Here is a 25207-nt window from a genome sequence, read left to right on the forward strand (position 1 = left end):
GCGGCCAGCTCTTGCGAAAGTCGCCGTTCGAGGCCGAAACCGCTTTGGCCGACGTGCCGTCGCACGGTGCCGGCCCGCCGCTGCGGCGGGCCGGCGTTCTCATGGCCGGGGAGCGATCAGCAGGGTGACCGTGCGGTTGCGGCGGTCGTCACGGAAGGGTTGCGCGCGCTGGTCCCCGCTGACCAGCTTGAACGACGTGCGTGGCAGGTCGCCGCCCTCGGCCAGATGGGCGGCGGCCACGACGGCGCGGGCCAGCGCGAGCACGGAGCCGTCGCGCGTCCGCCCGCCTGGCACGGCCACCGCGTGTCCCACCACGGTGATCTCCGCGTCCATGCCCGCCATCCGGCGGCCAAGTCCCTTCAGCAGCTCCGCGCCCGCGACGCTGATCTTGTCGTCGACCGGGAACAGTGCTGTGCCGAACCGCACCCGTACGTACTGGGGACGGCGCTGGACGAGCACGCCCGGCATGGTCACCCTCCGCGCGATGGCGGCCACCTCGCGCTTGCGGCGGGCCGTTTCCTCGGCGCGGCGGGCCTCGGCTGCGGCCCGGCGTTCGCCGGCGGCCGCGCGTTCGGCCTCGAGGGCCGCCAACCGCCTGCGCGTCTCCTCCGCCCTGGCCGCCTCGCTGGTCGCCGGCCTCGCGGCGGCCTCCCCGCCTCCCGGACGCGCGAGCTGACCGCCAGGGACGAGGACGACGATCCCCGCCACGAGAACCACGGCGGCCACCGCCGCCGCGGCCACCCCGAGCCAGCCAGTGTGGACGAGCGGGCGCTTCCTGCGGCGGCCGGCATTGATCTCCTCAATCGTGCGCCGCCCCGCCGCCGCCCCCTGGTCGTCCGGCGACACGGCCTGTACGGCGGCCCAGCACCGGTCCGCTTCGGTCAGTTCCCCCCGCTGAGCGTGCAGCCTGGCCCGTAGGTCCAGCACCGCCACGGCGGCGTCTCCAGCGGTGTTGACCGTATCGGCAGTGTCGGGTACGTCCAGGGCCTCCAGGAGGCGGACGGCGGTGGCCAGGTCACCGGTGCGGGCGGCCGCACGGGCCCGGTTGACAGTGAACTGCGCCCGCAGCGTGTCGCTCATCGTCTGATCAGGCCAATGATCTTGTCCTGCTCCTCCTTGGGCAGCATCCGGATCATGCGCTGGTTCACCCCTTCGAGCTCTTGCTGGTCACCACGGGTGATGGCCCGCTCGCCCTCCCGGATGAGGTCGTGGGCCCGCCCCGTGAGCGTCAGCGCCTCCCGCAGCGCCTGGAACACCTTGACCGGCCAGTCCGGCCGGCGCCGTTCCAGCTCCATCAACAGCGAGTAGGCCCGGTCAGTCTGGGTGCGAATCGCCGTGAAGTCCTGTGCCTGGATCGCGTCGCGTGAGCGCTGCCGCAGCGCGGACAGCTCCTGCCGATCCCCCGCGTCGCCCGCCGCGAGGATCAGCCGGTCCGCCTCGGCGAGCAGCCCTTCCAGCTCCTCCACCAGCGCGGGCAACTGCGCGGCGTCCTCGACGGCGTCCAGCTCGCTCTGCAGCTCCCGTAGCCGCTCCTCGGCCGTGGCCGCCGCGCCCGCGTCCACCCTGGCCGCCCGTACCTGCGCGCGGGCCACATCGAGGCCGCCCTCCTGGTCGATCTTCTCCAGGCGGCGCACGGCCTCGGGTACGGTGGAGCCGCGCAGCGCGGCCAGCCGCTGCTCGACCTCGGCCAGCAGCCGCTCCAGCGTGTCCGCGTCGGGCGTGCGGACCTCGGTCAGGTTGATCTCGGCCTCGAACTGCGTCTGCACCAGCGGTACATCCGCCACCACCGTGACCAGGCTGGAGTTGTCGACCTCGAAGGTGACCTCGACCTCGGTGCCCGCGGGCAGGTCGATGGTGACGTCCCTCGGCTTGATCTCCAGCTTGCCGACCTCCCGGTTACGATCGCCCCGGCTGCGCTCGCCCTGCAGGATGGGGATGCTGATCAGGGCCTCGCTGTCGGAGCGGTGCAGGGCGCTGGAGGTGTGGAACACCTCGCGTACGGAGGCCGGCAGGGTCGCGCCCTTGCGCAGCATCGGCGCGAACGCGCGGTCGGCGAGCTGGATGCCCAGCGAGTGCGCCAGCCGTACCCCGCCGAATTCCACCTCGCCCAGTTTGATGGACAGGGAGTCCGGCGTCAGCGGCCGGGGCGCGCCCTGCTCGTCGAGCAGCTCGACGCTGAACCGGGAGGTTCGGCCCTCGTCGAGGTCCACCTCGGTGACGAAGTGGCCGGTGGCGTTGAGCGGGACGCGGCCGGTGGTGAACGGGGGCCGTCCTTCGGGGTTGTTGAGGACGACGGAGTAGCCGTTCAGGTCGTCGGCCGGACCGCTCACCCGTCCCGCGACGGTCGGCGTGGGGTTCGTGACGATGGGCTCGTAGGCCAGGTCGACCACGAACTCGCCTTCCGCGCGGGTCAGTTTCCGCGGGCGCCGCAGCGTGCTGGCGAAGATGGCCGCGCCGCGGGCGACGACGGTGGTGGGGTCGAGGCTGGAGTCGAGCTCGATGCCCAGGCCGTGGCGCGGGTCCGCGAGCCGTTCCCTGAGCCCGGGCGACAGGGTGACGCCGCCGACCAGCAGCAGCCGGTCGATGTCGGACGGGTTCAGCGAGGCCTGCTGCAGCGCGTTCCGGCACAGGTTGATCGCCCGATCGTAGAACGGCTCTGCCATCGAGTCGAGTTCGCCGCGGCGCAGCAGGTACTCGAAGGTCTCGACCTCGCCGTCCTCGCCCGTGAGATCAACGGTGATGTCGGTCGTGTCGGAGCGCGACAGCCGGATCTTGGCCTCTTCGGCGGCGGCCTTGAGCTTGGCGAAGTTGGCGCTCCACCGGCGGTTGTCCCTGCGGAACTCGGCGAAGCCCAGCTCACGGACCACGGCGGGGGCCAGGATCCGCTCCACCAGCGCCCAGTCGATGAGCTTGCCGCCCAGGTACGGGTCTCCCGAGTGGTCGAGCACGCGCAGGTCGCCGTCATGCTTGCTGACCACCGCCGCGTCGAAGGTGCCGCCGCCGAAGTCGAACACCATCCAGTACGCCCGCTCGTCGGCGTCGTGGAACCCGTACGCGAAAGCCGCCGCCGTCGGCTCCTGCACCAGCGGGCACGCCGTGGTGAAGCCCGCCAGCATGGCGGCGTCGGTGGTGGCCTTGTTCTGGTTCAGCGTGAACGCCGCCGGCACCGTGATCACCGCGGCGTCCGGCGCCGTGCCCGTGTGGTGGGCCGCGTCAGCCCGCAGCGCCTTGAGCACCTCGGCCGACAGCTCCTGCGGCGACAGCTCCACCCCGCCCTTGACGAACGTCTTGCGGGCGTCGGCCAGCCCCATCTCCAGCTTGAACTCGGCGACGGCGTTCTCGGGGTCGACCTCGACCCGGTCCCGGGCCCGGCGGCCGACGTGAATGAGCTCCGGCTTGGGCATCCACACGGCGGACGGCGTGGTGTCCCACCCGTCGTTGTTCTTGATCACCGAGACCGTGTCCTGCTCGGCCACCGCGATCGCGCTGTTGGTGGTGCCGAGGTCGATCCCGAAGTCGATGGTGTCACGCATACTCGTTCCTCACGTGGTCTCGGGGCGGGCAGCCGACGATCACCTGGCCCATCTGGATGTGCCGATCCCCCAGGTAGATCGACGGTCGTACGGTCTCCAGCACCGTCTCGACGCTGAGCGACGGGTCGTCCTGGAACAGCAGGACCTCGATGGCGCGGCCGGAGTGGAAGGTCTCGCCATCGTGGTCCTGGACGACCAGCCCGGCGTCGGACAGCGCGCCCCGGGTTGTGCGCAGGTAGCGCCCGGCCTGGCGGCTGGTGGCATCCTTGCCCTGCTGGGCGAGCTTGCGCTCGGCCCGCCACAGGTTCGTGGCCGCGGTGGCCAGCGCCTTCTCGTCCAGCGGCGAGGCGGGCTCTGGGGCGGCGGGATCCGAGGCGGCGAGCAACCGGTCGAGCAGGTCCTGGACGGTCTCGTCCCAGAGCGGTGGCGGGATGCGGAAGGCCCGGTGGTGGCGGCGCTGCCGGAACTCCTCCCGCAGCCGGGGCAGCAACCTCACATCACCACCCCCCTGCGCCAGAGCCGCAGTCTGGGCAGGTGCTGTTCGCGTAGTGACGGCCAGAGTGCGATGGCTTCCTCCATGAGCTCCGTGGCCCGGCTGAGCTGGCCGGGTACGCGGTAAAGGCGCAGCGCCTCGGCGGCCAGCCGCCGGGCGTGCTCGTCGGGCGGCCTGGCGGCGGGCTCGCGCCGCTCACGCAGCGCGGCGGCCAGCACGCCGGCGTTGGGGGGCCGGTTGCGCGGGTCCCGCTCGAGCGTGGCCATGACGATCTCGTCGAGCCGGGGATCGACCTCGTCGTTGTACCTGCTGGGCGGCAGCAGCGGCCGGTTGAACCGGGTGAAGGAGTAGGAGGCGAAGGGGCCGGCGCCGTCGTCGTATGGGAAGTGGCCGGTGAGCAGCAGGTACGCGATCGTCCCCACCGACCACACGTCGCTCGCGCACGAATAACCCCCGTTGGTGACCACCTCGGGCGCCATGAAGACGAGGGTCCCGCGCGCGCTGGCCATGTGCGTGAACGGGTCGGCCCGCTTGGCCAGGCCGAAGTCGCTGACGCGCACCCGCATGACGCTGCCGTCGTAGCCGACCAGAACGTTGGCCAGCGTGACGTCGCGGTGCACGATGGGCGGGTCCTGCTCGTGGGCGACAGAGAGGCCGCCGGCGATCTGTTCCATCACCTCCACGGCGATGCCGGTCGGCACGCCGTGCGGGTAGGCCGCCATCAGGCTCTCCAGGCTGCCGCCGGGGACGTACTCCATCGTGAAGAAGCCACGCAGCCCTTCCGGGGTCTGCACTGTGTTGGCGTCGAAGAGCCGCACGATGTTGGCGTGCCCGAGCGTGGACAGCAGCCGGGCCTCGCCCAGCATCTGGTGGGTCTCCTCCAGCGAGGCGACCTTCTTGAACAGCTTCATCGCCTGCAACCCCAGGTACGCGTGCCGTACCCGGTGCACCTCGGCGAACGCGCCCTCGCCGAGCAGCCGATCGATCACAAGGGTGTCGGTGACCCGGTCACCGCTGTTGAGCAGCGCCATCGCCCCACCTCCCCGTGCCGTACTGCACAGCGATCACCGACACGTCGTCGATCGCCCCGCCCGCCGCGGCCGCGCCGAGCAACCGCGCGCACACCCTCTCGACGTCCCCGGCCGTGGTCAGAATGGCCCGCAGTTCCTCATCGCCCACGCTGTGGACGAGCCCGTCGGTGCACAACAGGACGCGGTCGCCGGCGCTCAGCTCGTGCACCGACACGTCCGGATCGGCGCGGCCCGGCATCCCCACGAACCTGGTCAGCCGCCCTTCGTGCACGTGGTCCTCGGTGAGCCGGGCGAGCAGCCCGTCGCGGGCCAGGTAGATCCGGCTGTCGCCCAGGTGCACCGCCAGCGCCAGGCCGCCGCGAACCAGCAGCAGGGCCGTGGCAGCGCCCGTGGTGCCCGGCCCGCTCCTGGCAGTGTCCCTGACGCGGTCGTTGAGCTCGGCCGCGGCCTCGGCTGCGGCGCGGGCGGCCTCGGGGGCGCCGATGGCCGTCACGCGCTCGCGCACCCGCAGAGGGAGCTGCTCGACGACCGCCCGGGCGGTGAGGGCCGCGTCGGCCAGGCCGCCGATGCCGTCGGCCACGACGAACGTGCCCGCTGCCGGGTCGGCCGCCAGCCGGTCCTGGTTCTCCTCGTGCAGGCCGCCGGCCCGGGTGCCGGACGCGTACGTGATCACGCCGGTGGCCCGCTGACGTTGAGCCGGTAGCCGATGCCCGTGACGGTCTCCAGGATCCGCGGGCGTGAAGGGTCCACCTCGATGCAGCGGCGTACGGCGCGCACCACGCCGGCCAGGTCGGACCTGGTGTACGAGCGGTGCGGCGCCCACTCCTCCGGCGGCCCCCACAGAGCAGCGATCAGGGCCGCATGGTCGCAGGCCACGGACTCGCCGCCGGTGCCGCGCCCGGCCATGTACCGCAGGAGTTGGTGACCCTGCGGGCGCAGCCCGGTGATGGGCGTCTCCACGCCGTTCTGGACGCGGTAGGCGCGCGCGGCGACCCAGTCGTAGCGCAGTCCCGGCCCGGTGTGGCGGACCTCGGAAGGCGGCCCGAACGGCGCCGGCTGCGTGGTGTGCGGGTCCAGGAAGGTCAGCTCCCAGTACAGGGGTTCGCCGTCGGCCGTCATGTCGCCGAGGATCAGCAGCTTGTCGCCGTGCTGGACGCGCTTGCGCCCCTGCAGCCGCTCGGTGACGTCACCGTGCCGCAGCAGCGTGCCGTTGACACTGGCGTTGTCGGTCACCGACCACATACCATCGGCGAAATCGAGCGTGCAGTGCAACCGCCCCACCCAGCGCTGCGGGTCGGGTCCCAGCTCCACGTCGGGGGCGTGGTCGGGCGAGGCGCGGCCCACCGTGATCGGCCCGCTGCCCAGCTCGACGCCGCTCATCACGCCCTCCGGTGAGCTGATGCGCAAGGTCACCGCCCGAACCAATGCCTGAACCTCCCGATCGTGCTGGTACGAAACTCGCTGAAGGTGCCGCCGCAGGCCATGGGAGCCAGGCGAAAACCAGATGGACGCCTCATCGCGGCATCCCGCTGAAGAGCCGGTCGTCCTCGCGGTGGACCAGGCACACGGCGTAGATGAGGCTCTCCTGGATCGCGCGTTCCTTGCGCACCCGCACCGTCATCCGGAAGGGGGTGCCCACGCCGATCTGCAGGTGCGAGGTGGCGGAGCCGCACATCTCCTCGGCCTTCTCCTCGACCTTGTCGTCAGCCGGGGTCTTGTCCGCGGCGCCGTACAGCTTGACGTAGGCCGCGATCTGCGCCCAGTGCGGGTAGTCGCACTTCACGATGTCGACGCTGTGCGGCGACTTGTCCCACTGTGACTGCGACTGAATGCAGCTGTCCGCCGGCGGATTGTCGTAGAGGGCCGGGGAGAGAACGTCCATCCGCACGGCCACGTTGTCCGCCCCCGGCGGAGGATCGGCCACGCGCCTGCCCGACGGGATGGACTCGCCGTCTTTCCGGCTCACCAGGCAGGGCGCATAGTTCTCGTACTCGCCGTCGCCGGTGTTCCAATGCTCCTCCCTCGGCACCACGGTGCCGGTCTCGTACTCGTCGAGCGGCAACTTCTGACGCAGTTGCAGAACTTTGCACTCGAACTCGGCCAGTGCGGAGACCTGGTCGCGGCCCGGATACGTCGAAGGCGCGTCGCCGAGCGACACGTACCCCAGCACCTCACCCCAGTGCGGCTCGTCGCACGAGATCGTCGGAACCTGGGCGATGTCGTGCTGAATCCAGTCGACGGGCTCGGCCAGGCACTCTCCCACGGGCGCGTTGTCCGCCTGCTTGGGGGCGAACAACGCGACGGTCGAGTTGCCGAGGGCGTCGTACTGGGTCAGCAGGAACCCCAGGGCGGCCAGCACGGCGAGCCAAAAGAGCAGTCTGAGCCCGCGGCGGCGCCGCCTGACCCCGTAACCGCCGGGGTGGTAGGCCGGCGCCGGACGCGCCGGCACCGTGCGGGTCGGTGCCGTTCTGTATCGGGAGCGGTTCAGGCCCAGTTTGGCGCGGATCCGGTCGAGCTCCGATCGGCTCGCCAGGTCGCCCAGTTGCCGCTCGAGGTGGGCCAGATAGGCGTTGGCCTGGCGGTGCCCACCCCCGGCCAGCAGGGCACTGGCCTCCTGTTCGATCGTCGTGAAGATGAGGATGAGCTCGTCCAGCGAGGCTTTGTTCCCCCTGATGGCCTCCGACGTGTGCGAGTCGGGGCTCAGCCGCCCGGCCGCGCCGAACCACTTGCGTGCCTGTTCGGCCGCTGCGAGCCCGGCGGAGTCGATGAGCGCCATGGCGCAGTTGTTGAACAGGATGGCGGTGTCATTGCGCAGTTTCGCCGTGGGGCGGTGCCGCTCGGGGGGCACCAGCACGGACAATCGGTTGAGGTCGGGTAATACCTTGTCGTAGACGTTGGAGGCGGCACGCTTCGGCTCGCCCTCCTCGAGCAGGCCGGTCGACTCCGACAGGGCCGCGCGCACCGACTCGTACATCGGCGCGGCGACCTCTTCAAGTTGGTCGTCGATGACCTGTCGCGGCGCGGGCCAGCGGCGGGCCAGGCCGGCCAGGCGGCTCTGGGTCGCCGTCGTGCCGCGCTGTCCGGCTAGCTCGGCCAGCGGCCTGAGCAGCGCCGTGGCGAGCGCGTCGCGCAGCGCGTCCACGGCTGACTCGTCGAGTTGACGGTCGTCGAGCGCGTCGATGCGGCTCCTGACGTGGTCCCAGAAGGATGCCCTGCGCAGGACGCCCTTCCACTCCCGTGCCGCCTTCTCCCACAAGGTCCTGCGCTCGTCGTCGCCCGTCATCGTGCCCTCGATCTCCCGGTCGAGTGCGGCGCTGTGGGCGCGTACGGCGGCGTCGTGGTCCTGGTGCAGGGCCTTGGCGCAGGAGCAGGTGGCGTCGGGGGTGTCCCAGAACCAGAGCAGCTCGTCGACCAGGCGACGGCGGGGGTCGTCGAGCAGGCGGTCGAAGGCGGCGCGGACCTCGTCAGGCCCGACCGGCATGCCATGGTCCAGATCGGCGTCGGCGCCGACCTGGAGCGCCGTGTTGACCCGCTGCCTGCGCTGCCGGATGGCGCGCCGGTCCGCGTACGTCGACAACCCGGTGATTCGGAACGCGTTACGCCGGTAGAGCCCGGCCCCGGCGATCTCGCGCAGCGCCGCGCCCGCTGCGTCGCCGGATCTGCTCACATCGCCTGCCCCGTACATGTCCTCCCCATCACGACCGAGGTACCGGTGGAACGACCTTGGCTCAGGCTCCTGCCGAGTTCCATGGCACGCGGATGGAATCCAGATGATCGGTGGTCGCGGGTGCTCGCCCGTCATTCATAACAACAGGACGCTTATGGGGGGCAAGGGGGTGATGGGGTATGCACACCGTGTAGCGGCCATGGCCACGGATCTTACGTTGATCGTGATATGCCGTACAACTCAGCAGTTCTTCCCCATTGCCTGACGCGTCGGCGTATCGGTCGCTTGAATGGTCACGTCGATCAGGCCCCGACCTCTTTCGAGCGGCCCCCGACATGTATGTACAGTCCGCCGTCACCGGGTCTACCCATGTGCGCGACCAGCCAGACCACCGGCACATAGTGGTATTCGGGCAGCGGCTTCATCATCAGGAATCGCACAGCCGGTACAGCAGGTCGATGACATCCCGGATGGCGTTGCGCGTCAGCGGCCCGTTGTCCCATACCTCTCCGGTGTCACACGTACTTGACGCGCTGCCCGCTCGACCCGAGCTTGGCACACCAACCGCACGACCGAGTCGACGTGGAAGGGTTTCTCGTGGCCGTAGCGCCGACACAGGTAGCTCGCTGCGAGCCTGGCCAAAAGCACCACGCAACGCCCGCCGTTCTATCTAACCGATGAGCGCAGGAGCCATCTTTTCCATATGTCTACTCGCTACCTGAAGAAGCGGTTTGATGAAAGCCATGATGACCAACCGGCCGCACGTGTCCGCTGCCCGCCCGCTGGTGCTGCTCGACGTGGACGGCGTGCTCAACCTGGAGGTACGACCCGGCCCTGGCTGGCAGCCGCATCGAGCACAGTCGCCGATCGGCACCTTCGACGTCATCCTCAACACCGGCCACGGACGGCTGTTGCTGGAGTTCGCCGACAGAGCCGGCGCTGATCTGGTCTGGGCCACGAGCTGGCAGCATTACGCCAACCATGAGATCGCACCGAGGATCGGTCTGCCGGAACTGCCGGTGATCGAGGTCAACGCCCATACGGGCGCGGCCGGCATCCACCCGAAGACACCACCGGTCGCCGAGTACGTGGCCGGTCGGCCGTTCGTGTGGTTTGACGACGACCTCGACCCGGCTGACACAGCCTTCCTTGAGCGGCACGGCAGCGTGGGCCACTTTCGCATCATCCACGTGGACCCGCATCACGGACTGGACGAGCATCACCTCCGCCAGGCCGCCGCCTGGCTCGCGTCCCTCCCTTCCTCGCACGAGAACACGAAATAGTGTCATTCCCCGCAGGGGCGGTTCTACCGATGCGCTGCCCAGTGTGCTGAGTGGAGGCAGCCGCTGTGGCCCGACGCCTGACGGACCTGGCCGGAGAACTGATCGGCACCCGCAGCGTTCTCATGCTCAACCGCGCTGGCGATGGGGCCGGCCAGCGTCGGGATAGTAACGCCGCAGCACCACCACCTCGTGCAGGAGACGGAGAGGCACAGGAACCGATCTCGCCTGAGCCGCCATCTCAGGTCGACCTGCAGGTCAAGCGCCCTGCGATGCATTTTGCAGCGGTACACGGCCTGGGCGGCGGCGCGTGGTGGACGTCGATCGTGCCGTTCCCACCCGGCCACGTGCCGAAACCGTGCCGAAGAGCATTCGGCGAGCGACCACGGGAGCGCCTCACCGTGGCGGGAGCCACTCGGAAATCGAGAAACCCCAGATCAGGGCCCTGAACTGGGGTTTCCACGCAGTGCGCCGCCAGGGACTCGAACCCCGGACCCGCTGATTAAGAGTCAGCTGCTCTGACCAACTGAGCTAGCGGCGCCCGACACGAAGGAATATACCGGTGATCGGGATCCTGGTCGAATCGGAATCCGCGGGACAGGACACGCTAGAATAAAGTTCGGCACTTCGGCTCCGGCAGACAGGATCCTTGATGTTCGACTCCCCCGCCGACGTGACGGAGCGGCTCGCCGCCGTGGACTACCTCTCCGACGACGCCATCTCCACCTCGGTGTTCCTGGCCGCCGCGCTGGGCAAGCCGCTGCTGGTCGAAGGACCCGCCGGAGTGGGCAAGACGCAGCTCGCCAAGGCCGTCGCCCAGGCCACCGGCGCCGGCCTCATCAGGCTGCAGTGCTACGAGGGCCTCGACGAGGCCAGAGCCCTGTACGAGTGGAACTACAAGAAGCAGCTCCTGCGCATCCAGGCCACCAGCGACGACGACGACATCTTCACCGAGGAGTTCCTGCTGGAGCGCCCCCTGCTCAAGGCGGTCAGGGCGCAGGAGCCGACCGTGCTGCTCATCGACGAGACCGACAAGGCCGACGTCGAGGTCGAGGGGCTGCTGCTGGAGCTGCTGTCCGACTTCCAGGTGACGATCCCCGAGCTGGGCACCATCGCCGCCACCCGCCGCCCGTACGTCGTGCTCACCTCCAATGCCACCCGCGAGCTGTCGGAGGCGCTCAAGCGGCGCTGCCTCTACCTGCACATCGAATACCCGACGCCCGAGCGCGAGCGCGACATCGTGCTGGCCCAGGTGCCGGGCCTGCGCGCCGGCCTGGCCGAGCAGCTCGCGCGGACGGTCGCCACACTGCGGGCGCTGGAGCTGAAGAAGGCGCCGTCGGTGGCCGAGACCGTCGACTGGGCCAACACGCTGCTCGCGCTCGGCCGCGACGAGCTGGACGAGGCCACCGTGGCCGGCACGCTGGGCGTGGTGCTCAAGCACGCCTCCGACCACGCACGGGCGGTCAAGGAGCTGGGGCTGCCCGATGCCTGAGCCGACGTCGCTGGTCGATCGGCACGTCGACTTCGTGCACGCGCTGCGCGAGGCCGGGCTGCCGGTGTCGGTCGCCGAGGGGCTCGACGCGGCCAACGCGCTGCGGGTGATCGAGCTGGCCGACCGGGAGTCGCTGCGTGCCGCGTACGCCGCCACGCTGGTCAAGAAGCCCGCCTACCGGCCGGGGTTCGACGTGCTGTTCGACCTGTGGTTCCCGGCGTCCACGTCCGCACTGCGGGCGCGATCCCGTACCGACTTCGAGACGGCCGACGTCAAGGAGCTGCGCGCGCACCTGGCGGAGCTGCTGAGCGGCTCGACCGACCAGGAGATGCGCGCGTTCGCCGAGGCCATGGTGGCGCGGTTCGGCCGGCAGGAGGCCGCTCCCGGGCGGCAGAACTGGTTCTCCTACAGCGTGCTGCGCGCCCTGTCGCCCGAGACGCTGATGGCCGGCATCCTGCGTGCCGTGCTCCAGGGGCAGGAGCGCGGCGGGCTGGCGGAGAAGACCGTGCGGCAGCGGGTCACGTCCAACATCAGGCGCTTCGAGGAGGCGGTGGCCACCGACGTGCGCCGCCGCATCGCCGAGGACTCGGGGATCGAGCGCATCGCCCGCTCGGCCGTGCGCCCGCCGCTCGACCAGATCGACTTCCTGCGCATCACCAGAGCCGACCTGGCCAGGCTGCGCAGGGAGGTGCATCCGCTGGCCCGCCGGCTGGCCGCCCGGCTGACGATCAGGCAGCGCAGGGGCAAGCGCGGCAGGCTCGACTTCCGCAGGACCATGCGGGCCTCGCTGCAGAGCGGCGGCGTGCCGCTCACCACCCACTTCAGGCCGCCCCGCCCGCACAAGCCCGAGCTGGTCGTGCTCTGCGACACCAGCGACTCGGTCTCGTCGTTCGCGCACTTCACGCTGCTGCTCACGTACGCGCTGCGCGAGCAGTTCACGAAGGTGCGGGCGTTCGGGTTCGTCGACACCGTGGATGAGATCACCCGGTTCTTCCAGCCGGGCTCCGACGTGGTGGAGGCCATGGCCAGGCTGGCGGACGAGGCCGACATGGTGCGGTTCGGGCGGACCAACTACGGGCACGCGCTGGAGCGCTTCGCCGAACGCTACGGCGACGCCATCGGCCCGAAGACGTCGCTGCTGATCCTCGGCGACGCCCGCTCCAACTACCAGCCGCCCGCCCTCGACACGCTCAAGTCGCTGGTGTCGCGGTGCAGGCACGCGTACTGGCTCAACCCTGAGCCCACGCAGCAGTGGGACACGGGCGACTCGGTGGCGGGCGACTACGGCACGGTCGTGCCCATGCACGAGTGCCGCAACGTCGCCCAGCTCACCGCGTTCATCGAGACCCTGGCGTAGACCGGGGTCAGACGCGCTGCAGCTCGCGGGCCGCCGTGCGGGAGAGCAGCTCGATCTGCGACGGGCTGAGCACGTCGCGGTCGGCGGCCTTGATGAGCTTGGCCATCGCGCGCGGCTTGGCCAGCGTCAGGCCCTCGGCCACGACGACGCCGCTCTTGGGCAGCAGCCCGCAGTGGACCGCGAGCATCGGCGTGATGCGCACCTGGACGCCGGTCTCGCGGGTCAGCAGCTCGGCGAACGCCTCGGCCTGCTCGACCAGCGGCTTGGCGGTCTTGCTGCCGTACTTCTCGCCGAAGAACAGCCGGCCCGCGTAGCAGGCGATCTCGGTGTCGGGACTCCACGACTCGTTGTCGATGATCCAGACGCCGCCCGGACCGATCACGAGGTGGTCGATGGAGGCCTGGCCGCGGATCGCCCGGCCGTCGAGCACGTGGTAGCTCTGGCGGCTGAGCGAGCGGCGCAGCAGGCGCCCCGTGATGAGCTCGCCCCTCTTGGCGCCGCGCCACACCGCGGTCTTGTGGAAGGAGTACCAGTCGAGCAACCAGTCGCCACCGAACGTGAGCGCTCCGAGCAGCAGGCCGGTGATCGCGGATCCGCCCGCGAGCCCGAACCTGATCCCCAGGGCGATGCCGATGACGAAACCCACAGCGGCCTTGGCGTACCTGTACTTGCGCCGGTTCGGAGCGTCCTCGCGCCAGAATTTCTCGTACCACCACTGCGGGGATGAGCCTGTGTACTTCTCGTTGGGCTGCACGTAGATAGAGCCACCGGGCACGGCAAACTCCCCGAATGTAGATGTTGTGCAGGATCTGCCACGCCGAAGATCCCTCGCCGGTCAAGGGATACCCGTTCCCCAACCAAGGCGAGCCTAAGGTGACGGAATTAGTACCCGCAAGACCATCAACCGACCAGTCGGTATGCTAAGCCGGTGACCAAGGGGGACCGAGTGAAAGACGAACCGGTCAGGCAGCGCCTGCTCGCCGAGGCGACCCGGCTGTTCGCCGAGCGCGGCTTCGAGAGCACCTCGGTGCAGGAGATCGTGGTCGCGGCGGGCGTGACCAAGGGCGCGATGTACCACTACTTCGACTCCAAGGACGATCTCCTCCACGAGATCTACGCCCGGGTGCTGCGCATGCAGATGGACCGGCTCACCCATATCGCCGACGGGCCCGGCACGATCAGGCAGCGTCTCCACCGCGCCGCGGCCGACGTCGTGGAGACGACGGCCGCCAACCTCGACGACTCCAAGATCTTCTTCAGGTCGATCCACCTGCTCGCCCCCGAGACGCAGAAGACCGTGCGCGCCGAGCGCCGCCGCTACCACGAGCGCTTCCGCGCGCTCGTGGCCGAAGGGCAGCGCACCGGCGTCTTCAGCGACCGGGTGCCGGCCGAGCTGGTCGTCGACTACTTCTTCGGCTCGGTGCACCACCTGGGCACGTGGTTCAGCACGCGGGGGCCGCTCACCGGCGCCCAGGTGGGTAAGCACTTCGCCGACCTGCTGCTCGCCTCACTCGGGGCTGGGGACGTCGACGAGTGAGGCCAGCGCCTCCCGGTGGTCGCCCGGCGTGCCGAGCGCGACCTCGGTGGCCTTGGCGCGCTTGAGATAGAGATGCACGGGGTGCTCCCAGGTCATCCCGATACCGCCGTGCAGCTGCAGGGCCTCCTCGGCCGCGTGCACGGCCACGCCGGCGTTCCACGACTGGGCCACCGCCACGGAGATCGACGAGGCGTCCGCGACCGCGTTCCTGGCCGCCGCCCTGGCCCTGACGACGTCCAGCCAGAGGTCCGCGAGGCGGTGCTTGAGCGCCTGGAACGAGCCGACCGGGCGGGCGAACTGGTGGCGCTCCTTGACGTACGCGAGCGTCGTCTGCAGGCACCACTCGGCCACCCCGAGCTGTTCCGAGGCGAGCAGCCCGGCTCCGAACCGCAGCACCGCGGCCAGGTCGCAGGCCCCGACCCGGCGGGCCCTGGTCCTGGTGAACGTGACCGTGGCCACCGGCCTGGTGAGGTCCAGCGACGACACGACGCGCACCACGCCGGCCTCGATCGCGTCGCCCTCGACCGCGTACAGGTCGCCGTCCACCGGCACCAGCAGCACGTCCGCCACCTCGGCTCCGGCCACGCCGGTCACCGAGCCGGACAGCCGTCCTCCGCCGTCCACCCGCACCGACGCGCCCCGGTCAGGCCGGTACGCCGACGCCCCGAACGACACCACCAGCGCCGCCGTCCTGCGCCCCTCGGCCAGCTCGCCGAGCAGCGCGTCGCGGGTCGGCAGCAGCGCCCGCGTGGCCAGCACCGAGCTGGTGAAGAACGGCACCGGCGCGACCGCCCTGCCCAGCTCCTCCAGCACCACGGCCGCCTCGCTGGCCGACGCGCCCGCCCCGCCCAGCTCCTCGGGCACCAGCAGTCCCGCCACCCCGATCTCGCCGGCCAGCGTCTTCCACAGGTCCAGGTCGTACGGCTGCGACTCGACGCGCTGCAGCACCGCGGACGGCGGGCAGCGGTCGGCCAGCAGCCCGCGTACGGCGGCGCGCAGCTCCTCTTCGACCTCGGAGTACAGCAGGCTCATCGCGGCAGGTCCTTCCACGGCACGTCCTTGTCGACACGGGGCTCCGACGGCAGGCCGAGCACCCGCTCGGAGATGATGTTGCGCAGGATCTCGGAGGTGCCGCCCTCGATCGAGTTGCCCTTGGCCCGCAGATAGCGGTAGCCGGGGCCGCGGCCGTAGAAATCGACCTCCTCCGAGCGGCGGAACGCCCAGTCGTCGTAGCCCAGCTCCCGCCTGAACTCCATCTCCAGCCCGGTCAGCGCCTGGTTGAGCCGGGCGAAGGAGAGCTTCATGCCCGAGCCCTCGGGCCCCGGCTGGCCGGCGGCGAGCTGCTCGCGCAGCCGCGCGCCCGACAGGCGGGTCACCTCGGCCTCCACCCACAGCGACAGCAGCCGCTGGTGCAGGTCGTGCGTGCGCAGCTCGGGCTGCTCGCGCCAGGAGGCCAGCACGGACGCCATGACGCCGCCGCCGCGCCGGGTGGGCGCGCCGCCGATGGCCACGCGCTCGTTCATCAGCGTGGTCTGGGCGACCCGCCAGCCGTCGCCGACCGCGCCGAGCCGCAGGTCGTCGGAGAGCCGCACCCCGGTCAGGAACACCTCGTTGAACTCGGCCTCGCCGGTGATCTGCCGCAGCGGCCGCACCTCGACGCCCGGCGCGTGCATGTCGCACACGAAGTACGTCAGCCCGCGATGCTTGGGCACCTCGGGGTCGGTACGGGCGACGAGGATCGCCCACCGCGCGTGATGGGCGCCTGACGTCCACACCTTCTGCCCGTCGACCACCCATTCGTCGCCGTCCCTGACCGCCCTGGTGGCCAGCGTGGCGAGGTCGGACCCGGCGCCCGGCTCGCTGAAGAGCTGGCACCAGATCTCCTCGCCGGTCCACAGCGGCCTGAGGAAGCGGCGCTTCTGCTCATCGGTGCCGAACGCCAGGATCGTCGGCGCCGCCATGCCCAGCCCGATGGCCTGCAGCCCGGCGTTGGGCTGCGGGGTGTCGGCGAGTTCCTTGTCCACGACCTGTTGCAGCTCGCGCGGCGCACCGAGGCCGCCGAGCCCTTCGGGGAACCACACCCAGGCCAGCCCGGCGTCGAACCGGGCCCGCAGGAACTCAAGGCGGTCCCCGCTCGGATCGTGCTCCCCGAGGAACGCGCCCACGCGCTCCTTGATCTGCGCTTCGTTCACATGTACCTCTTCAGCTCGCGATAGGCCAGGGACCGCTTGTGCACCTCGTCGGGGCCGTCGGCCAGGCGCAGCGTACGGGCGTGCGCCCAGAGCCCGGCCAGGGGGAAGTCCTGGGAGACACCGCCGGCGCCGTGGACCTGGACGGCCTTGTCGAGGATCCACTCCACCGTGATGGGGGTGGAGATCTTGATGGCCTGGATCTCGGTGTGGGCGCCCTGGTTGCCCACCGTGTCCATGAGCCAGGCGGTCTTGAGCACGAGCAGGCGGGCCTGCTCGATCTTCACGCGGGACTCGGCGATCCAGTCCTGGACGACGCCCTGCTGCGCGACGGGCTTGCCGAACGTGGTCCGCGACAGCGCCCGCCGGCACATCAGCTCGACCGCGCGCTCGGCCATGCCGATCAGCCGCATGCAGTGGTGGATGCGGCCGGGGCCGAGCCGCGCCTGCGCGATGGCGAAGCCGCCGCCCTCCTCGCCGATGAGGTTCGCGGCGGGCACGCGGACGTCCTCGAAGACGACCTCGGCGTGGCCGCCGTGGTCGGCGTCGGTGTAGCCGAAGACGTGCATGCCGCGCTTGACCTGCACGCCGGGCGTGTCACGCGGCACGAGGATCATGCTCTGCCTGCGGTGCTTGGGCGCCTCGGGGTTCGTCTGGCCCATGACGATGAAGATCTTGCAGGTGGGGTTCATCGCGCCGGAGATGAACCACTTGCGGCCGTTGATGACGTACTCGTCGCCGTCGCGCACGATCGAGGTCGCGATGTTGGTGGCGTCGGATGAGGCCACGTCGGGCTCGGTCATGGCGAAGGCCGAGCGGATCTCGCCGTCGAGCAGGGGCTGCAGCCACTCCTTGCGCTGCCACTCGCTGCCGAACATGGACAGGACTTCCATGTTGCCCGTGTCGGGGGCCGCGCAGTTGGTGGCGACGGGGGCCAGGGCCGGGCTCCTGCCCATGATCTCCGCCAGCGGGGCGTACTGCAGGTTCGTCAGTCCCGCGCCGTGCTCGCCGGGCAGGAACAGGTTCCACAGGCCGCGCTTCCTGGCCTCGTCCTTCAGGTCCTCGATCAGCGGCGGCGGGCTCCAGCCGCTGGTCCGCGCCTGTTCCTCGAAGGCCGGCTCTGCGGGGTAGACGCATTCGTCCATGAAGCGGAGCAGTCGCTCGCGCAGGTCCTCGGTGACAGTGTCGAAGGCGAAGTCCATGACGCGACCCTACCGACCGGCCGGTATGCGTGTCGACAGGTGGCTTCCCGTAAATACCCCCAGGTGGACATCTACCTGCACGTTCTCATGCCCCTACAGTGGCCGCCATGACCGCGAAGCTGCCTACCCCCACCGTGCTCGAGAACGACGTCGTCCGGCTTGAGCCGCTCACCATGGACCACGTGCCCGACCTGTTCGCCGCCGGGGGCGGTGACGAGGAGGTCTGGCGCTGGATGCCGGCCGCCGCGCCGCAGACCGAGGAGGAGCTGGGCAAGGTCGCGCGCATGCTGATCGACGACGACAAGCACGTGCCGTTCGCCGTGGTGGTGAAGGCGAGCGGGCGGGCCGTGGGCTGGACGACGTACGCCGACGTGCCGGGCTTCGAGGCCAGCGTGGAGATCGGCTGGACGTGGTACGGCCGCGCGTCCTGGCGTACGGCGGTCAACACCGCGTGCAAGCTGCTGCTCGTGGAGCACGCCTTCGAGCTGGGCCACAACCGGGTGCTGCTCAAGACCGACATCCGCAACGAACGCTCGCAGAACGCGATCAGGCGCATCGGCGGCGTGCACGAGGGCACGCTGCGCCGGCACCGCCGCAGGGCCGACGGCTCCTGGCGCGACACGGTCTGCTTCGGCATCCTCGACGACGAGTGGCCGCCGCACCGCGACCGCCTGCGCGACCGCCTGCGCGACCGCCTGCGCGACCGCCTGGCGGCCTCCTAGCCGAGCATGCCCGCGAGCAGCTCGCGGACGAGCTGTTCGAGCTCCTCCCGCGTGGGCACGGCGCCGGCGCCCGCGATCGCGTCGAACAGCAGGCCCTCGGCGAAGGCCACCATCGCGCGCCCGTGCCGCACCGGGTCGCGGGAGCCCAGGGCGGCCAGCATCGCCACGGCGGGGTCGCGGAAGCGGCGGCCCGCCCGGTCGTAGATGGCGCGCAGCTCGGGCCGCCTGGTGGCCTCCAGCGCCAGCTCGTAGCGGGCCAGCGTGCGGGCGCTGTCGGAGAGCTGGATGTGCAGCGCCTCGGCCAGCCGGGCGGGCAGCCTTTCCGGGTCGTAGGCACCCTCGTAGTCACCCTCGTAGGCACCCGACAGCGCCTCTGCCTCCCGCTCGGTGAGCCTGGCCAGGGTCAGCTCCAGCAGCGCCGCCCTGGTGCGGGCCAGGTTGGAGGTGGAGCCCGGCGGCAGGCCGGCGGCCTCGTCCACGGCCCGGTGGGTCAGGCCGCGCATGCCCCGCTCGGCGAGCAGCGCGATGGCCGTGTCGGCGACGACGTCTGAGCGCTTCACGGAAGCCGATACTACTGCGGTAGTGGGACCGGACTACGGGCGTAGTACGGTTCAACTACGGACGTAGTGACCGGAGGAGGCGCGGATGGCCAGGGCTGTGGTGATCGGTGGCGGGATCGGCGGACTGAGCGCCGGTGTCGCGCTGCTGCGCAAGGGGTGGGACGTGACCGTGCTGGAGCGGGCGCCCGCCATCGAGCCCGTCGGCTCGGGCCTGGCGATCGCCGCCAACGCGCTGAAGGCGCTCGACGTCATCGGTCTCGGCGACAGGATCCGCGCCCTCGCCCACGCGGAGGGGCCGCTGGGCCTGCGCAGGGCCGACGGGCGCTGGCTGGCGCGGGCCACGGAGGAGGAGGCGGACGACGCGTACGGCGACTCCGTGGTGGTGTTGCTGCGGGCCACGCTGCTCGACGTGCTCACCGGCGCCCTCGCCGAGGCGGGCGGGCCCGGCCGCCTGCGCCTCGACACGACGGTCACGGAGGTGGACGCCGAGCGCGGCGTCGTACGGACGGAGGCGGGCGACCTGGAGGCCGACCTGGAGGCGGACCTGGTGGTGGCCGCCGACGGCATTCACTCGGCCACCCGCCGCGCCCTCTTCCCCGGCCACCCGGGCCCGGTCTACGCGGGCGTGACCGCATGGCGCGGCCTCATCCCGCTCGCCGACCTGAAGGCGACCGAGGCCCAGGAGCCGGGCACCCGCGCTCCCTCGCGGTCGCTCGTGTCAGAGCGCCGGGACGGTCGCGGCGCCTTGCGGGTGCCGAGGTCGGAGAGCTGGGACGGTCGCGGCGCCTTGCGGGTGCCGAGGTCGGAGAGCTGGGGGCGGGGCACCGTGTTCGGCGTCCACCAGCTGGCCGGCGACCTCGTCTACGTCTACGCCACCGACGTCGCGCCGCCCGGCGGCACGGCCGCGGACGAGCGTGAAGAGCTGCTGCGCAGGTTCGGCGGCTGGCACGAGCCGATCCCGGCGCTGCTGCGGGCCGCCGACCCGGCGCGGATCACCCGCAACGACGTCTACTACCACGCCACGCCGCTGCCCGCCTTCCACCGGGGCAGGGTGGCGCTGGTCGGCGACGCGGCCCACGCGATGACGCCCAACCTCGGGCAGGGCGCCTGCCAGGCGATCGAGGACGCGGTCGTGCTGGCCCACCTGGCCGATCCCGGCGCCTCGGGTGACGGCCTGGCCGCCTACAGCGCGGCGCGGACGCGGCGGACGGCGCGGGTCGTCCGGCGGTCGATGACGTTGTGCCGGCTGACCAAGTGGCGCAACCCGGCGGCCGTGTGGCTGCGGGACGCCGGGGTGGCGGCGGCGAGCCGGCTCAGCCCAGATCTGATGTTGCGGTCGATGGACGAGGTGCTGCGCTGGCGTCCACCGGCGGAGGCGTGACCGCCTGCTCGGCGGGAGGCGGGGCGGCGGCCGGCTTGGCGGTGTGGTCGGGGGCCAGCCGGCCCAGCGTGATCGTGCCACCGATGGTCAGCGCGGCGGCCAGCAGGGCGGGCACCGCGGTGCTGGGCGAGGTGGGCAGCGGCTCGCCCAGCAGGATCGCCCCGGCGAGCACGGACGTGATGGGGTCGATGACCTGGACGCCGGCGTAGGCGATGCCGAAGTAGCCGACCGCGTACGAGCGTTGCAGCAACACCACGGCGCAGATCAGCAGCACCGGCACGACCAGGCTGAACCAGTGGATCAACCGGCCCCAGTCGCCCTGCATCCCGCCGCCGACCACCCGGACGAACGTGGACACGCTCGCCGTCATGACGCCCGCGCCCACCGACAGCAGCAGCGCCTTGTTCGCCCCGTGCACCCGCCCGGCGAACAGCTGGGTGGCCAGCGTGACGGCGCCGATCACGGCGATGAAGGCGAGCGCGGCGCCGTCGCCCAGCCGGGGCGTCACGTCGTGCGCGGGCACCAGCAGCATGAGCCAGAGCAGCCCGACGGCGACGGCGATCGAGCCGATGATCTCGGCGCGATACGGCCGCCGCCCGTACATGAACGCGGCCAGCGGCACGGCGAAGACCAGGGTGGCCACGCTGATCGGCTGGACGGCGACCAGGGGCGCGAAGCTGAGCGCGACGGCGTGCAGGCAGGCGCCGGTGAAGGAGATGACGCCGCCCACCCACCAGCGGGGTCGCCGCACCAGGCTGAGCGAGGCGCCCTCGGCCACGACCTCGTACTGCTGCAGTGCGGCGCCCAGCGCGTAACCCAGCGCCCCCGCCAGCGCGATGAGCATGCCGACCCAGGTCATCGCGGCCCGCGCAGAAGCAGGGATCCTCTCAGGAGCATTGCCCCAGCTTATGAGGCCGGGCGAGGGGGAGAATCATCCTTTGGTCGGAAAAGTCCATACAAACCGGTCTCGGCCTGCACGAACTTGTGGCCCATCCTTGGGCCTCGCCTGGACGCCGGCCGCCCCCTTTTGCCCCGTTACGCCGGCTGCGGGCAGACGCAGAACAGGTGGCCCTGCGGGTCCTGCAGCACCACCCACCGGGTGCCCTCCTCGGTGACGCCCGGCTGGAACTCGGGCCTGGTGGCCCCCAGCTTCAGGTAGTCCTCGACCGCCTGAGCCACGTCCGGCACCCGGAAGTCGAGGTGGAACTGCTTGTCGGGGCTGGGCCACGTGACCGGCTTGCGGTCGGCCACCCGGCCGAAGTAGATCGAGACCGTGCCGTCGGTGATGGCGGCGTACTCGTCCTCCGCGTAGGTGATCTCCATGCCGGTCACCTGGGCGTAGAACTCGGCCAGCGCCTTGGGGTCGGCGCAGTCGATGGTGAAGGCCATGAGGTTCGCTTTCGTCGTCATGGCGCCCAGCGTTTCAGCCATACCTGCCATCTCCTGTCAGGTACGTACGCACTACCCGCAACATCCCTCTTGTCGGGCATCGCGCTAACTACCGGTCGGTACTCGTGTAAACCCGTAAGAATGCCTTTGCTGTCCTTTAACCATTCCGCAAGCTGATGCCGCCACCCTCTCCCCATCAGAAAGGAGATGCCGTGCGTACCAGGCCAGAACGGCTCTACGAGATCGACGGGCTCCGGCTGCTTGCGGCACTGTGCGTCGTGCTGTTCCACTACGTGTTCTCCGGCTGGGCCGGCGGCAAGACCACTGTGACGTTCGTCACCGAGAGCGCCTGGGCCAAGTACGGCTACCTCGGCGTCGACCTGTTCTTCCTGATCAGCGGGTTCGTCGTGCTGATGAGCGCGTGGGGAAGGACGCCACGGCAGTTCGTGGTCTCGCGGGTGGTGCGGCTCTATCCGGCCTATTGGGTGGGCATCGCGGTCACGGCGACCGTCACCGTGCTGCTCGGGTGGGGCCTGTTCCAGGTGTCGGTGCCGCAGGTGCTGGCCAACCTGACGATGTTCCAGTCGGTGCCGAACATCGAGAACGTGGACGTCGTCTACTGGACCCTCTGGGCCGAGATGCGCTTCTACATCCTCATGCTGATCGCCACCGTCATCGGGATCACCCGGGGGCGGATCATGGCCGGGCTGTGGGGGTGGCTCGCCCTGACGTTCCTCGTCGAGCTGGGCGTGCTGCCGGGCATCGCCGACCTGGTCGTCCAGTCGGAGTTCTCGCACTACTTCATCGCCGGCATGGCGCTGTTCATGCTCTACCGGTTCGGGCTCGACTGGCAGATCGCGCTGCTCGTGCCCATCTGCCTGGGCAACGCCGTCTACCGGGCCATCGGGTACGCCGAGGCCGTCGGCGAGCGGTATCACGTCACGTACTCGCCCGTCGTCATCACCGCCGTCGTCGTGCTCATCTTCCTCGTGATGACGTTCATCGCGCTGCGGGTCACCAGGGCGCTCGCCCGGCCGTGGCTGGTGACGGCGGGGGCGCTGACCTATCCGCTGTACCTGCTGCACGCGCACGTCGGGTTCATCCTGTTCGCCAGGCTCGAAGGGGCGTTCAACAAGTACGTGCTGCTCGTCGGGATGATCGTGGTCATGCTGGTGGCCGCGTACGCGGTGCACCGGTTCGTGGAACGGCCGCTCGCGCCCGTGCTCAAGCGGCTGCTGTCCAAGCGGGAGCCGCCGGCGCACGCCGCGGTCCCGGCCGGCAACCCCACAGGGTGAGTCGACTCTGCCGACAACCCGTTGTCAGGGCGGGCGCGGAGATCCCCGGGCCGGATACGATCCGCGTCACCGAAGCGGCGCCGCTGAACGGCGAGAGGGGGCCGGATGAGTCTCGGCGAACACGAGTGGGCCCCGCCCGGCGTCGACCCGGAGCGGCCCACGGTCGCCCGCGTCCACGACGCCCTGCTCGGCGGCACCGAGAACTTCGCCTCCGACCGCGCCGTCGCCCGCAAGCTCAAGGACGTCGTGCCCGAGGTGGTGAACCTGGTGTGGTGCGACCGGGCCTTCGTCGGCCGGGTCGTCGACTACCTCGTCCGCGAGGCCGGCATCCGGCAGATCATCGACCTCGGCGCCGGGCTTCCCACCGTCGAGAACACCCATGAGGTCGCCCAGTTCGCCGACCCCACCTGCCGCGTCGTCTACGTCGACAACGACCCCATGGTCGAGCCGCACGCCAAGGCCATTCTCGGCGGCAACCCGAACGCCGACGCCATCACCGCCGACCTGCGCGACGTGGACGCCGTGCTCGGGCACCCCGCGCTGCGCCGCCTCATCGACCTGTCCCAGCCCACCGCCGTCCTCGTGGTCGGCGTGCTGCACCTGCTCGCCGACCACGAGGACCCGCACGGCATCGTCCGCAGGTACGTCGCCGCGCTCCCGCCCGGCGGTCACCTGGCCGCCTCCGGGTTCCTCGCCTCCGGCAACCCCAAGGCCAAGGCGCTGGAGGTGATGCTTCAGGCCACCATGGGCACCGGCCACTTCCGCGACCGCGCCGCCATCACCCGCTTCTTCGACGGCCTGGTGCCGGTCGAGCCCGGGGTCGTGCACTTCCCCGAATGGCACCCCGACGAGCGCCTCCCCGGCCCCCTCGCCCCCTGGGAGGAACTCCTGCTGGGCGGCGTCGCCCGCAAACCCCAGCCCTGAGCGGCTATCGTGGGGCGCATGCATCGGCGCTTCATCTGTTCTCCGCCCCCCGCCCGCTAGCGGGCGGCATCCTCTGAAGCTCGCCGGGTCACACTGATCCGGGGGTGGTCGCTGCCCGCGCACCGGGCCCTGATCGACCTTCACCTCCGGAGAACCCTTCAGATGACGCATGTCTCCGCCCGGCGGGGCGCTTTTTACGTGTCCGTGGCCGCGACCGCCTGGGGCACCGGCGGCGCCACCGGGTCGCTGCTCTTCCAGACCGGCGGGCTGGGCCCCGTCGGCGTGTCCCTGTGGCGGTATGTGATCGGCGCCGCCTTCCTCGTCCTGCTCATCCGCCCGGCGAGCCGCCCGGCGCTCACGGGCCGCACGCTGGTGGTCGGCGCCGGGATGGCCGTCTACCAGACCGCCTACTTCGCCGCCATCGCCCACTCGGGCGTCGCGGTGGCGACCGTGGTGACGATGGGCGCCACCCCGATCTTCACCGCGCTGGGCAGCCGCTTCCTGCTCAAGGAGCGCCTCGGCCGTACGGCGCTGCTCGCCCTGGCCGTGGCGCTGGCCGGCCTCGTCCTGCTCACCGGCGGGTCGGCCCTGGGCGGACAGGGAGCGGGCATCCAGGGAGCGGGCACCCCGGTGCTCGGGGTGCTGCTCGCGCTGACCTCCGCCGCCGGGTACGCCGGGGTCACGCTGGTGTCCAGGCGGCACCGCGACGACGGCGGCCCCGAGGCGGCGGCGATCGGCGGGTTCGTGGTGGCCGCGCTGTGCCTGGCCCCGTTCGCACTGGCCGAAGGAGTGCTGCCCGCGGTGAGCTGGACGTCGGCGACGCTGCTCGTGTATCTGGGCGCGGTGCCGACGGCGCTGGCGTACGGGCTGTTCTTCCGTGCGCTGACCGCCCTGCGCGCCACCACCGTGTCGATCATCTCGCTCGGCGAGGCGGTCGGCGCGGCGCTGCTGGGGGTGGCGCTGTTCGGCGAGCGGCTCACCCCCTTGGCCTGGGCGGGGTGCGTGCTGCTGCTCGCCGCGGTGGCCGTGCTCGCCGCACGAGCCGATGCGGCGTGATGTGACGGCGCAGGCGGCCGGATGAGTTAAGGTCCGGTACGGCGGCGCTTGCCGGATCGTCGCTCCGTTCCCCCACAGCGGCAGGGGGAACGGTGTCGG

The 25207-nt window shown here is 71.0% G+C and carries 23 protein-coding genes and 1 tRNA gene; 9 read left to right on the plus strand and 15 right to left on the minus strand.

Annotated elements, in window-relative coordinates:
- Positions 1 to 99: 99 nt before the first annotated feature.
- From AB0K12_RS17840 to AB0K12_RS17870, 7 genes are all read right to left on the minus strand, one after another.
- Positions 100 to 1080 carry a hypothetical protein gene (locus AB0K12_RS17840; protein ID WP_364370005.1) on the minus strand — a complete coding sequence of 327 codons (981 nt, stop codon included), beginning with the start codon at positions 1078 to 1080 and terminating at the stop codon, positions 100 to 102.
- The gene (locus AB0K12_RS17845) at positions 1077 to 3533 is read right to left on the minus strand and encodes an Hsp70 family protein (RefSeq protein WP_364370002.1); all 2457 of its coding nucleotides are present in this window, start codon (positions 3531 to 3533) and stop codon (positions 1077 to 1079) included. Before AB0K12_RS17845 ends, AB0K12_RS17840 begins: the two co-directional genes overlap by 4 nt.
- A complete protein-coding gene (locus AB0K12_RS17850; RefSeq protein ID WP_364369999.1) occupies positions 3526 to 4029 on the minus strand; it encodes a hypothetical protein in 504 nt (167 codons plus the stop codon). Before AB0K12_RS17850 ends, AB0K12_RS17845 begins: the two co-directional genes overlap by 8 nt.
- The gene (locus AB0K12_RS17855; protein ID WP_364369996.1) at positions 4026 to 5057 is read right to left on the minus strand and encodes a serine/threonine-protein kinase; all 1032 of its coding nucleotides are present in this window, start codon (positions 5055 to 5057) and stop codon (positions 4026 to 4028) included. Before AB0K12_RS17855 ends, AB0K12_RS17850 begins: the two co-directional genes overlap by 4 nt.
- Positions 5035 to 5730 (minus strand): PP2C family serine/threonine-protein phosphatase, encoded by a 696-nt coding sequence (locus tag AB0K12_RS17860; RefSeq protein WP_364369993.1) that lies wholly within the window; start codon positions 5728 to 5730, stop codon positions 5035 to 5037. The genes AB0K12_RS17855 and AB0K12_RS17860 overlap by 23 nt, the downstream gene beginning before the upstream one ends.
- On the minus strand, positions 5727 to 6470 hold the full coding sequence (locus AB0K12_RS17865; RefSeq protein WP_364369990.1) for an FHA domain-containing protein: 744 nt from the start codon (positions 6468 to 6470) through the stop codon (positions 5727 to 5729). Before AB0K12_RS17865 ends, AB0K12_RS17860 begins: the two co-directional genes overlap by 4 nt.
- 100 nt (positions 6471 to 6570) lie before the next feature.
- Positions 6571 to 8724: a hypothetical protein gene (locus AB0K12_RS17870; protein ID WP_364369988.1), complete on the minus strand. Its 2154-nt coding sequence runs from the start codon at positions 8722 to 8724 to the stop codon at positions 6571 to 6573.
- Between the two features lie 743 nt (positions 8725 to 9467).
- Here AB0K12_RS17870 and AB0K12_RS17875 point away from each other — a divergent pair.
- Complete coding sequence (locus AB0K12_RS17875) at positions 9468 to 10007, plus strand: HAD domain-containing protein (RefSeq protein WP_364561803.1); 540 nt, start codon at positions 9468 to 9470, stop codon at positions 10005 to 10007.
- Between the two features lie 464 nt (positions 10008 to 10471).
- Here the strand turns inward: AB0K12_RS17875 and AB0K12_RS17880 are convergent.
- Positions 10472 to 10545, minus strand: a tRNA-Lys gene (locus AB0K12_RS17880).
- Positions 10546 to 10656: 111 nt separating this feature from the next.
- On the opposite strand from AB0K12_RS17880, the gene AB0K12_RS17885 reads away from it, so the two are divergent.
- Positions 10657 to 11496, plus strand: a complete 840-nt coding sequence (locus AB0K12_RS17885) for a MoxR family ATPase (protein ID WP_345388929.1) — start codon at positions 10657 to 10659, stop codon at positions 11494 to 11496.
- The gene (locus tag AB0K12_RS17890; RefSeq protein WP_364561806.1) at positions 11489 to 12853 is read left to right on the plus strand and encodes a VWA domain-containing protein; all 1365 of its coding nucleotides are present in this window, start codon (positions 11489 to 11491) and stop codon (positions 12851 to 12853) included. Before AB0K12_RS17885 ends, AB0K12_RS17890 begins: the two co-directional genes overlap by 8 nt.
- Positions 12854 to 12860: 7 nt before the next feature.
- Here the strand turns inward: AB0K12_RS17890 and AB0K12_RS17895 are convergent, their stop codons facing one another.
- Positions 12861 to 13628, minus strand: a complete 768-nt coding sequence (locus AB0K12_RS17895; protein ID WP_345388933.1) for a nuclease-related domain-containing protein — start codon at positions 13626 to 13628, stop codon at positions 12861 to 12863.
- Positions 13629 to 13799: 171 nt separating this feature from the next.
- Between AB0K12_RS17895 and AB0K12_RS17900 the strand changes: the two genes are divergently transcribed.
- The gene (locus AB0K12_RS17900; protein WP_364561809.1) at positions 13800 to 14390 is read left to right on the plus strand and encodes a TetR/AcrR family transcriptional regulator; all 591 of its coding nucleotides are present in this window, start codon (positions 13800 to 13802) and stop codon (positions 14388 to 14390) included.
- Here the strand turns inward: AB0K12_RS17900 and AB0K12_RS17905 are convergent.
- Genes AB0K12_RS17905 through AB0K12_RS17915 form a run of 3 tightly spaced genes read right to left on the minus strand, consistent with a single transcriptional unit; the run spans position 14361 to position 17781 of the window.
- Entirely contained in the window at positions 14361 to 15422 is a 1062-nt protein-coding gene (locus tag AB0K12_RS17905; protein ID WP_364562690.1) for an acyl-CoA dehydrogenase family protein, read from the minus strand. The genes AB0K12_RS17900 and AB0K12_RS17905 overlap by 30 nt on opposite strands.
- Positions 15419 to 16582 (minus strand): acyl-CoA dehydrogenase family protein, encoded by a 1164-nt coding sequence (locus AB0K12_RS17910; RefSeq protein WP_364561812.1) that lies wholly within the window; start codon positions 16580 to 16582, stop codon positions 15419 to 15421. Before AB0K12_RS17910 ends, AB0K12_RS17905 begins: the two co-directional genes overlap by 4 nt.
- Positions 16579 to 17781, minus strand: a complete 1203-nt coding sequence (locus AB0K12_RS17915; protein ID WP_364561814.1) for an acyl-CoA dehydrogenase family protein — start codon at positions 17779 to 17781, stop codon at positions 16579 to 16581. Before AB0K12_RS17915 ends, AB0K12_RS17910 begins: the two co-directional genes overlap by 4 nt.
- Positions 17782 to 17888: 107 nt before the next feature.
- Here AB0K12_RS17915 and AB0K12_RS17920 point away from each other — a divergent pair, with 107 nt between their 5' ends.
- Complete coding sequence (locus AB0K12_RS17920; RefSeq protein ID WP_364561817.1) at positions 17889 to 18503, plus strand: GNAT family protein; 615 nt, start codon at positions 17889 to 17891, stop codon at positions 18501 to 18503.
- Here the strand turns inward: AB0K12_RS17920 and AB0K12_RS17925 are convergent.
- Positions 18500 to 19063, minus strand: coding sequence for a TetR/AcrR family transcriptional regulator (locus tag AB0K12_RS17925; RefSeq protein ID WP_364561820.1), 564 nt, complete (start codon positions 19061 to 19063; stop codon positions 18500 to 18502). The genes AB0K12_RS17920 and AB0K12_RS17925 overlap by 4 nt on opposite strands.
- An 85-nt stretch (positions 19064 to 19148) precedes the next feature.
- Here AB0K12_RS17925 and AB0K12_RS17930 point away from each other — a divergent pair, with 85 nt between their 5' ends.
- A complete protein-coding gene (locus AB0K12_RS17930) occupies positions 19149 to 20444 on the plus strand; it encodes an FAD-dependent monooxygenase (RefSeq protein ID WP_364561823.1) in 1296 nt (431 codons plus the stop codon).
- Here AB0K12_RS17930 and AB0K12_RS17935 read toward each other — a convergent pair.
- Together AB0K12_RS17935 and AB0K12_RS17940 are read right to left on the minus strand one after the other, a co-directional pair.
- Positions 20377 to 21303 carry a hypothetical protein gene (locus tag AB0K12_RS17935; protein ID WP_364561826.1) on the minus strand — a complete coding sequence of 309 codons (927 nt, stop codon included), beginning with the start codon at positions 21301 to 21303 and terminating at the stop codon, positions 20377 to 20379. The genes AB0K12_RS17930 and AB0K12_RS17935 overlap by 68 nt on opposite strands.
- A 176-nt stretch (positions 21304 to 21479) precedes the next feature.
- Positions 21480 to 21875 (minus strand): VOC family protein, encoded by a 396-nt coding sequence (locus AB0K12_RS17940; protein ID WP_364561828.1) that lies wholly within the window; start codon positions 21873 to 21875, stop codon positions 21480 to 21482.
- 170 nt (positions 21876 to 22045) lie between these two features.
- Between AB0K12_RS17940 and AB0K12_RS17945 the strand changes: the two genes are divergently transcribed.
- From AB0K12_RS17945 to AB0K12_RS17955, 3 genes are all read left to right on the plus strand, one after another.
- Entirely contained in the window at positions 22046 to 23128 is a 1083-nt protein-coding gene (locus tag AB0K12_RS17945) for an acyltransferase (protein WP_364561831.1), read from the plus strand.
- A 105-nt stretch (positions 23129 to 23233) separates the two neighbouring features.
- Positions 23234 to 24052 (plus strand): SAM-dependent methyltransferase, encoded by an 819-nt coding sequence (locus AB0K12_RS17950; RefSeq protein ID WP_364561834.1) that lies wholly within the window; start codon positions 23234 to 23236, stop codon positions 24050 to 24052.
- A gap of 162 nt (positions 24053 to 24214) precedes the next feature.
- Positions 24215 to 25108 carry an EamA family transporter gene (locus AB0K12_RS17955; RefSeq protein ID WP_364561837.1) on the plus strand — a complete coding sequence of 298 codons (894 nt, stop codon included), beginning with the start codon at positions 24215 to 24217 and terminating at the stop codon, positions 25106 to 25108.
- Positions 25109 to 25207: the final 99 nt, after the last annotated feature.

The organism is Nonomuraea sp. NPDC049419 (genome assembly GCF_040676995.1).
In the GTDB taxonomy this organism is placed as follows: domain Bacteria; phylum Actinomycetota; class Actinomycetes; order Streptosporangiales; family Streptosporangiaceae; genus Nonomuraea; species Nonomuraea salmonea.